This window comes from Zhihengliuella salsuginis (genome assembly GCF_014651715.1).
GTDB classification, from domain to species: Bacteria; Actinomycetota; Actinomycetes; order Actinomycetales; family Micrococcaceae; genus Zhihengliuella; species Zhihengliuella salsuginis.
Map to the genome: position 1 here is coordinate 195177 of NZ_BMXK01000008.1, position 8498 is coordinate 203674.

The 8498-nt window shown below is 68.1% G+C and carries 7 protein-coding genes and 1 rRNA gene; all 8 read right to left on the bottom strand.

Going from position 1 to position 8498, the window contains the following annotated elements; genetic code table 11:
* Positions 1–2: 2 nt before the first annotated feature.
* Positions 3–1694, bottom strand: coding sequence for a CTP synthase (pyrG, locus tag IE069_RS10735; RefSeq protein WP_189350352.1), 1692 nt, complete (start codon positions 1692–1694; stop codon positions 3–5).
* A 56-nt stretch (positions 1695–1750) separates the two neighbouring features.
* Positions 1751–3487, bottom strand: a complete 1737-nt coding sequence (recN, locus tag IE069_RS10740) for a DNA repair protein RecN (protein ID WP_189350354.1) — start codon at positions 3485–3487, stop codon at positions 1751–1753.
* Entirely contained in the window at positions 3484–4494 is a 1011-nt protein-coding gene (locus tag IE069_RS10745; protein WP_189350356.1) for an NAD kinase, read from the bottom strand. Before IE069_RS10745 ends, recN begins: the two co-directional genes overlap by 4 nt.
* 58 nt (positions 4495–4552) lie before the next feature.
* The gene (locus tag IE069_RS10750; RefSeq protein WP_189350358.1) at positions 4553–5374 is read right to left on the bottom strand and encodes a TlyA family RNA methyltransferase; all 822 of its coding nucleotides are present in this window, start codon (positions 5372–5374) and stop codon (positions 4553–4555) included.
* Positions 5371–5652, bottom strand: coding sequence for a hypothetical protein (locus IE069_RS10755; RefSeq protein ID WP_189350360.1), 282 nt, complete (start codon positions 5650–5652; stop codon positions 5371–5373). Before IE069_RS10755 ends, IE069_RS10750 begins: the two co-directional genes overlap by 4 nt.
* A 48-nt stretch (positions 5653–5700) precedes the next feature.
* On the bottom strand, positions 5701–6675 hold the full coding sequence (locus tag IE069_RS10760) for an HAD-IIA family hydrolase (RefSeq protein WP_189350362.1): 975 nt from the start codon (positions 6673–6675) through the stop codon (positions 5701–5703).
* Between the two features lie 3 nt (positions 6676–6678).
* Positions 6679–7887, bottom strand: coding sequence for a putative RNA-binding protein (locus IE069_RS10765; RefSeq protein WP_189350364.1), 1209 nt, complete (start codon positions 7885–7887; stop codon positions 6679–6681).
* 214 nt (positions 7888–8101) lie between these two features.
* Positions 8102–8218: ribosomal RNA gene (gene rrf, locus IE069_RS10770) — 5S ribosomal RNA — on the bottom strand.
* Positions 8219–8498 lie beyond the last annotated feature (280 nt).

The window sequence follows — 8498 nt, forward strand, 5'->3', positions numbered from 1 at the left end:
GCCTACTTCCCCGCCGTCTGGCGGCCGATGGCCGCCTTCACCAGGTTGGCGAACAGCGGGTGCGGGCGCGTCGGACGCGAGCTGAGCTCCGGGTGCGCCTGCGTCGAGACGTAGTACGGGTGGACCTCCCGCGGCAGCTCGACGAACTCCACGAGACTGCCGTCCGGCGAGGTCCCGGAGAAGACCAGGCCTTTCCCCGCGAGCTCGTCACGGTACGTGTTGTTGACCTCGTAGCGGTGGCGGTGGCGCTCGGCGACCTCCGTCCGCCCGTAGGCCTCCGCGACGACCGAGTCCGCGTCCAGCTTGGCATCGTAGAGTCCCAGGCGCATCGTGCCGCCCAGGTCGCCCTTGCCGTCCACGATGTCCAGCTGCTCGGCCATCGTCGCGATGACGGGATGGTGCGTCTCCGGCTCGAACTCGGTCGACGAGGCGTCCTCGAGGCCGGCCACGTTCCGGGCGAACTCGATGACCATCGACTGGAGGCCGAGGCACAGGCCCAGCGTCGGGACCTTGTTCTCGCGGGCGAATTTCAGTGCGCCGAGCTTGCCCTCGAGACCGCGGATTCCGAAGCCTCCGGGGACGCAGATCGCGTCGGCGCCGGCCAGCGCCTTCTTGGCGCCCTCCGGGGTCTGGCAGTCATCCGACGGCACCCAGCGGATGTTGACCTTGGCCTCGTTCGCGAAGCCCCCGGCGCGCAGCGCCTCGGTCACGGACAGGTAGGCGTCCGGCAGGTCGATGTACTTGCCGACCAGCGCGACGTCGACGTGGTGTTTGGGGTTGTGCACCGCGCCCAGCAGCCGGTTCCACTGCGACCAGTCGACATCCTTGAACTTCATGCCCAGCGACTGGACGATGTAAGCGTCCAGTCCCTGCTCGTGGATGATGACCGGGATGTCGTAGATGCTCGGGGCATCGGCGCAGTTGATCACGGCTTCGGGGTCGACGTCGCACGTGCGGGCCAGCTTTTCGCGCATCTCGGCCGGGATCTCCCGGTCGGATCGGATGACCAGGCCCTCCGGCTGGATGCCGATGGAGCGCAGGGCCGCCACCGAGTGCTGGGTCGGCTTGGTCTTCAGCTCGTGCGAGGGGCCGATGTACGGGACCAGGGAGACGTGCACGAAGAAGACGTTGCCCCGCCCGACATCCTGACGCACCTGGCGTGCGGCCTCGAGGAACGGCTGCGATTCGATGTCGCCGACGGTGCCGCCGATCTCGGTGATGATCACGTCGGGGGCGTCGGGCCCTTCGGAGGGAAGACGCATCCGGCGCTTGATCTCGTCGGTGATGTGCGGGATGACCTGCACCGTGTCGCCGAGGTAGTCACCGCGGCGCTCCTTCTCGATGACGGTCGAGTACACCTGGCCGGTGGTCACGTTCGCCGTGCCGGTGAGGTTCTCGTCGAGGAAGCGCTCGTAGTGGCCGATGTCGAGATCGGTCTCTGCGCCGTCGTCGGTCACGAAGACCTCGCCGTGCTGGAAGGGGTTCATCGTACCTGGATCAACATTCAGATACGGATCGAGCTTCTGCATCGTGACCGACAGGCCACGGGCTCGGAGAAGATGACCGAGGCTTGAGGCCGTCAGTCCTTTTCCAAGCGACGACGCCACACCACCGGTGACGAAGATCTGCTTTGTAGTTTCGGACCGGGACTCACGTGAAAAAATTCGCTGCACCACGGGGTTTGAGCCTATCACCTTCTGCGGAATTGGGACATTGGCCGATCGCTCGGCCAGCGTTGATGGAGTCCGCCTTATCCCAACGCTGAAACGGTTTGCTGTGCATCTGTGAGGAGTTCTTCTGCGTGCGCCTGGGCAGTATCCGATTCCTCCTGGCCCGCGAGCATGCGGGCCAGCTCCTTGACCCGCTCGTTCTCCTCCAGCAGGACGACATCGCTCTGGGTGACCCCGCCGGTGGCTTCCGCCGCCGCGCCTGAGTTCTTAATCACCCGGATGTGTCGGTCGGCGAACGCTGCCACCTGCGGCAAGTGTGTCACGACGATGACCTGCACGTGGCGCGCGAGCATCGCGAGGCGGTTTCCGATCTCGACGGCGGCCTTCCCGCCCACGCCGGCGTCGACCTCGTCGAAGACGAAGGTGGGGACCGGGTCCACCTCGGCCAGTACGACCTCGATGGCGAGCATGACGCGCGAGAGCTCGCCGCCCGACGCCCCCTTGCCCAGCGGGCGCGGAGCGCTGCCGGTGTGGGGCTGGAGCAGCATGTGGATCTCGTCGCTGCCGTAGCGGCCCGGCTCGCCCAGGTCCCGGATCTCGGTGCTGAACCTCGCATCGGGCATGGCCAGGGCCGCGAGCTCGGCGGTGACCCGCTCGTCGAGGTCTGCCGCGGCGCGGGTCCGCATCCGGGTCAGTTCGGCTGCCAGCCCGGACAGCTCCTCCTCGAGGGCGGTCCTCTCCCCGGTCAGGGCGTCGATGCGGCCGGAATCGTCCTGGAGTTCCGTCAGGCGGACACGGCTGGTCTCGGCCCACGCCAGGACCTCGTCGATGGTCGGCGCATACTTCCGGATGAGCTTGCCCAGGTCCGCACGGCGCGCCTCGATCTCCGAGAGCCGCTCCGGGCCCTCCGCGTCGAGGCCGGCGCCGTAGCCGGCTACCTCGGTGGCGATATCGGAGACGAGGTACCCGACTTCGGCGACACGTTCCGCGAGCGCCTTCAGTTCGGCATCGTCGTCCTGCACCCCCTCGAGCTGCCGTTTGGCCTCCTCGATGAGCGCCGTCGCGTTGTAGTCCTCGCTGTACTCGCTGCCGGCCAGAGCCGTGTGAGCCGTCAGCGCCGCCGTGCGCAGTCCCTCGAGGTTCGCGAGCTTCATCGCCTCTGATTTGAGTGCGTCGTCTTCGCCCGGCTGGGGGTCGACCCCGTCGATCTCCTCCAAGGAGATCTGCAGGTTCTCGGCTTCGCGCAACCTCTCCCGGGAGGCACCCACGAGTTCCTCGAGTTCGGCGAGCACCGCCCGATAGCGCTTGTAGGCAGCCGTGTACTCGTCCTGGACGGCCTGAAGCTCGGGGCCGGCGAACTTGTCGAGCGCCCTCCTCTGTGCTGCGACGCCCGTCAGCCGCAGCTGGTCGCTCTGCCCGTGCACCGCGACGAGGTCGGTCCCCAGTTCCCCCAGCAGGCCGACCGGCGCGGCCCGGCCGCCGACAGCGGCCTTGCTCCGGCCCGCGGCGCTGAGGAAGCGCGCGATGATCAGGTCGCCGCCGTCGTCGTCGTATTCGACCAGGGCTCCGGCTTCCTCCGCGCGCGCGAGAACCTCGCTCGACCGCGGCAGGCGCAGGCTCGCCTCGGCGACGGCCTGCTTGGCTCCGTGCCGGACCGCAGCGGCGTCCGCGCGGTTGCCCAGCAGAAGCCCGAGCGCCGTGATCACCATGGTCTTGCCTGCGCCGGTCTCGCCGGTGACGACCGTCAATCCGGCTCCGAGCGGCAGGGTCGCCTGCCCGATGACTCCCAGGTCGTTGATGCGGATTTCCTCGATCATGGATGTCCCTCCGTTTCTGGGCGTGGTTCCATGTTGCGGGGTTCCACGACCTCGATACCATTGGCGACGATGGGAAGCGCGCTGGTGCTGGAGTCCTGTTCAGGATGCTGGACGGGTCCCCGCCAGCCTCTGGTGGGCAGTTCGAACTTGCGGACGAGCCGTTCGCTGAACGGGGTCTGTGTGACCCGGGCCAGACGGACGGGAAGCGTGGAGCGCGTCACCTCGACGCGCGATCCGGGCGGGAGATGGATGGTGCGCCGGCCGTCGCACCACAGCACACCCTGCGCGTCGGTCCGCGAGAGGACCTCGACCGCCAACTTCGAGCTCGGCGCCACCACGAGTGGCCTGGCGAAGAGCGCGTGGGCGCTGATCGGCGCCATGATGAGTGCCTCGACCTCCGGCCACACGACCGGTCCCCCGGCCGAGAAAGCATAGGCCGTCGAGCCGGTGGGCGTGGCCATCACCATGCCGTCGCAGCCGAACGTGCTGATCGGGCGCCCGTCGACTTCCATGACGACCTCGATCATGCGTTCGCGGTCGGCCTTCTCGACGGCCGCCTCATTCAGCGCCCAGGTCTTCGCCACGCGCCGGTTGCCGAGCCACACGGTGACGTCCAGCGCCATGCGCTCCTCGACGGTGTAGTCCCGCTCGACGACCCACTGGACGGTCTGGTTCAGGTCGCTGCGTTCGCTCTCGGCGAGGAATCCGACATGGCCCAGGTTGACGCCCAGCAGGGGGACGTCGGTGCCGCGGACGAGCTCCGCTGAACGGAGTACGGTCCCGTCGCCGCCGAGCACGACGGCGAGATCGACTTCCTGGAGCGTCGTATCCTCGCCGAGGATCTCGACCTCGGGCATGGCAGCGGCCATGGCGCGGCGCAGGTTGGCCAGGTCTTCGCGCTGCATGACCGGGACGAGCCCCGCGTCGCGCAGGCTGACGCAGGTGTCGAAGGCCGCCCGGAGGGCGTCGGCCCGGCCGGTATGAGCCAGGACCAGGATCCGTCGCATGTGTTCCTTCCGTTGGGTCTTCACCGGTCGTGCTGCACTGCGCGTCAGCGGTTCCACCTCAAGAGTAGTCAACCGAGTCGAGCAGGGCGTCGTTGCGCGCGGATTGTGGATGATCGTGGGCAATTCGTCGCAGCCACAGGAAGAACTCCACGTTTCCATCCTGTCCGGGCAGGGGGCTGCGTGCCAATCCCAGGCACTCCAGGCCCGCTTCGCCGGCCGAGGCGAGGACGTCGGCGACAGACCGGCGGCGCTGCTCGACCGAGCTGACCACCCCCGTCCGGCCCAGCGCCTCCCGGCCGACCTCGAACTGGGGCTTGACCATGAGTACCAGGTCGCCTCCGGCCTCCGTCGCACGGGCGAGGGGCGCCATGACGAGACGCAACGAGATGAAGGACAGGTCGGCCACCACGAGCGACGCCGGACCGCCCAGATCGGTCGTGTCGAGGTAGCGGACGTTGAGCCCCTCGTGGACATGGACCCGCCGGTCACTGCGCAGTTCCGGGACCAGCTGGTCGTGCCCCACGTCTACGGCCACGACTTCCCGCGCACCGCGGCGGAGGAGGACGTCGGTGAAACCGCCCGTGGAGGCGCCGGCGTCGAGGCATCGCCGTTCGGCGACGACGACGTCGGGAAAGCGGTCGAGCGCGCCTGCGAGCTTGTGTCCGGCGCGGCTGACGTATTCATCCCCTTCGGCGGCGTCGACGGCCAGCCGCACGGAGCCGCCGACCTTCGCAGAGGCCTTCGTCGCGGCTCGGCCGGCGACGCGGACGCGTCCCTCGGAGATCAGGCTGCCGGCATGCGTGCGTGAGCGGGCCAATCCCCTGTGGACCAGTTCCTGGTCCAGTCTCCGGGCGCCTTCCTCAGGCGCGGCAGCACTCACTCGTCGGGCCCTGCGGACTCGTCGGGCTCGGCTTGGAGGTGCTCGCTGGCCTCGAGGCTCTCGCGCAACCGGGCGTGCACGTCCTCGAAGACCGCCACGTGTTCGTCGAGCGGCCGGTTCGCCGCGGCGTCGAGGGCGGCCAGGGCCTCGTCGACCTCCGTCTCGCCGCTCGAGTCCATCGCAGCCGGCCACTCGCCGCCGGCGACGACTCGCTGGACGTGTTCCGCGGCCGGCGAGGGCCCGTTCCCCTCATCGGGCGCAGTGGCTCCAGTGGTCATTCGTGACGTCCTCCCTGCGCCGTCCGTCTCCGGAGGCGCCGTACCGGTTCAGTCTTCGAATTCTATGCGCGGTTCGCGGGCGGAGCGCGGATTCCTGGTCCACCACGCCGCGCATGCCGCACGCCAGGCATCCAGGCGATCACTGCTGAGCACCACGGTGTGGGCCTCGGCCCGGGCCGAGTCGGAACCACACGTCGCCCGCACGACGTCGGCGTCCTCGGCGACATCCACCGTCGGGTAGGAGACGTACAGCTGGGCGAGGCCCTCCAAGATGAAGTCCGGGCGTTCCCGGGGATCTGCGGCGATGATGCTGGCTGTGGTGTCGATCCCGGTGAGTACGGCGGCAGTGGCGAATCCGGCGCGGTTCCCGCCGAGGATGTCCGTGTCCAGGCGATCACCCACGACGAGCGGACGACCCGCGCCGAGCTCGTGCGCGGCCTTCTCGAAGAGATGCGCCTCCGGCTTGCCGGCCACGATCGGGTCGGTCCCCGTGGCGTTGCCGACCGCCTGGACCAGGGATCCGTTGCCCGGGGCGATGCCCTCGGCACGCGGGATGGTCATGTCCGTGTTCGTGGCCACCCAGAAGGCGCCCCGGCTGATCGCGAACGCCGCCTCGGCGAGATCGGCCCAGCCGAGGTCTGGATGGAAGCCCTGCACGACGGCGGCCGGTTCTTCGGTGTGCGAAGCCACGACCCGGTACCCGAGGCGGGTGACGCACTCGCGGAGGTAGTCGCTGCCCGTCACCAGGATCGCGGCCCCTGCGTCCACGTGGCCGGCGAGCAGTTCGGCGCCGGCATCGGCGGATCCGAAGACGGTCTCGGCTGTTGCCGGCGCGCCGAGTTCACGAAGGTGCTCGGCCACGGCCGACGGTGAGCGCGATGCATTGTTGGTGATGTAGCCGAGGGCCTTCCGGTGACCGGCGAGGGCGCTGAGCGCCTCCACGGCGCCCTCGATGGCCCCTGCGCCCGCGTAGACGACGCCGTCGAGATCTGACAGGACCGCGTCGTAGTCGCCGATCAGCACAGCCTACCGGTCCTCGTTGCTCGTAGGGTCGGTGGCGTCGTCCTGCGCGCTGACGTCCTCCGGCACGTCGGAGGACTCGACGACGTTGAGGCCGTCCTCCTCGTCGACGCCAACGGACTCCTGCGGTGCCGCCGGAGCGACCTGCTCCGGTGCGGCACCCGGCGTCGCGTCCTCGAGCACGTCCTTGACGCGCGGCTTCCGGGCCTGCTCGTCCTCTTCATCGTCGAAGTCGACGATCTCCGGGTCAGCGAACTCCCCGATGCCCAGGGCCTGTTCGGCCACTGTGACCCTGTTGAGCCACTCCTGGGCCTCATCGTCGCGTCCCAGATCCGACAATGCTTCGGCGTACACCGAGAAGAGGCGGGGGCTGAAAGAGTAGGCACGATTGCGGTCGAGCTGCGGGATCTCCAGTTCGGCCAGTGCCGCTTCGAGTTTGCCGAGGTCGGCCTGGGCGCCGGAGGCGATGATGGCCATCTCGACCTTGACCGGGGTGTCGAGCTTCTGGGCGTCTTCCGAGTGGGCCAGCTCGAGCGCCTTCTCAGGTCGCCCCAGGGCGCGTTCGCAATCGGCCATCATGGGCAGGTGGACGTTGGATCCGCTGATGCGGCGGAAGGTGCGGAATTCACGCAGAGCGTCGGCGAAGTGGCCGGCCGCGTAAGCGGTCAGGCCGACGGCTTCACGCACGACCGCGATGCGCCCGCCGCGGCGGCTGGCAGCCATGGCGTGCTGATACGACGTCTCCGGTTCGAGGTCGACGAGTCGACCGGCCATCACGAGGTGCTTGGAGACCCAGGTCCCGTTGGGCTCCTGCAGGTAGCGCAGTTCAGCGCGTGCGGCGCGGTCGAGCTCCTTGCCGGTGACATCGTCGTCGATGTCCGGTGAGCGGGGGCGGTCGGGACGGTTCGAGCTCCGGAGGTCTCCGGGGTTGTGCGTCCGCATCTCGTCCCGCGCTTCTGCCCGGCCTTCGGGGCGGCCACTACGCTGGGTGTCGGCCCCCCGGCTCTTCTCCCGCGGCTTCCTGCCGTCGGACTTCTTGTCGGAGAATTTCTTGCTGCCCTTGGTCCAGTCGCCCTTGGACGAACTGCGATTTCCACCGCGCTCCGAGTCACCGCCCCGGGAGGAACCCTGGCTGTGGGTCTTCGACTGCCCTCCACCGGACCGGTTGGAATGGTTCGGGCGCTCAGCGCCGGACTTGCGACGATCTTCAGCCACGTCGGCCGTTCCTCTCTGCGGGCGTCTCCCCTGGTTACTGGCCGCAATGGCCAGTCGTGAATTCTTGAACTCCGACAATTCTAGACGAGACTGTCGAGTCCCTTGTCGCCGGGCGGCCGTATTCGATGTCGTCCTACTCACGGCGACGGTTTCCTCGTTAACGAATCAAGGGCCGGAACAACATCAGAGTTGTTCCGGCCCTCGAATAAATGATGTCCGGCGGTGACCTACTCTCCCACACCCTCCCGAGTGCAGTACCATCGGCGCTGTGGGTCTTAGCTTCCGGGTTCGGTATGGGACCGGGCGTTTCCCCCACGCTATGACCGCCGTAACCCTCGTACCCGCTCCACCCGACACATCATGCCGGGGGTGGGAAATCCATGGGTCACGTTTGTCGTGACTGTGGTGCCACCACACCCCGAACCCAATGATCATGGGTGGGACCGTGGCGACGGTTATTCAATTATCGCACTGAAACAACGGTTGTTGTTTCGGTACCGCATAGTGGACGCGTAGCATTCCTGCCACCAGTGACCCCCACAGATGAAGCGTGGGGCAGTGGTGTTTGTGGTGTAAGTTGTCGGCCTATTAGTACGGGTCAGCTTCACGAG

Excerpts from the sequence above, each read along its gene's own strand:
- recN (WP_189350354.1), bottom strand. The coding sequence starts at position 3,487 with ATGATCGAGGAAATCCGCATCAACGACCTGGGAGTCATCGGGCAGGCG.
- IE069_RS10745 (WP_189350356.1), bottom strand. The coding sequence starts at position 4,494 with ATGCGACGGATCCTGGTCCTGGCTCATACCGGCCGGGCCGACGCCCTC.
- IE069_RS10755 (WP_189350360.1), bottom strand. The coding sequence starts at position 5,652 with ATGACCACTGGAGCCACTGCGCCCGATGAGGGGAACGGGCCCTCGCCG.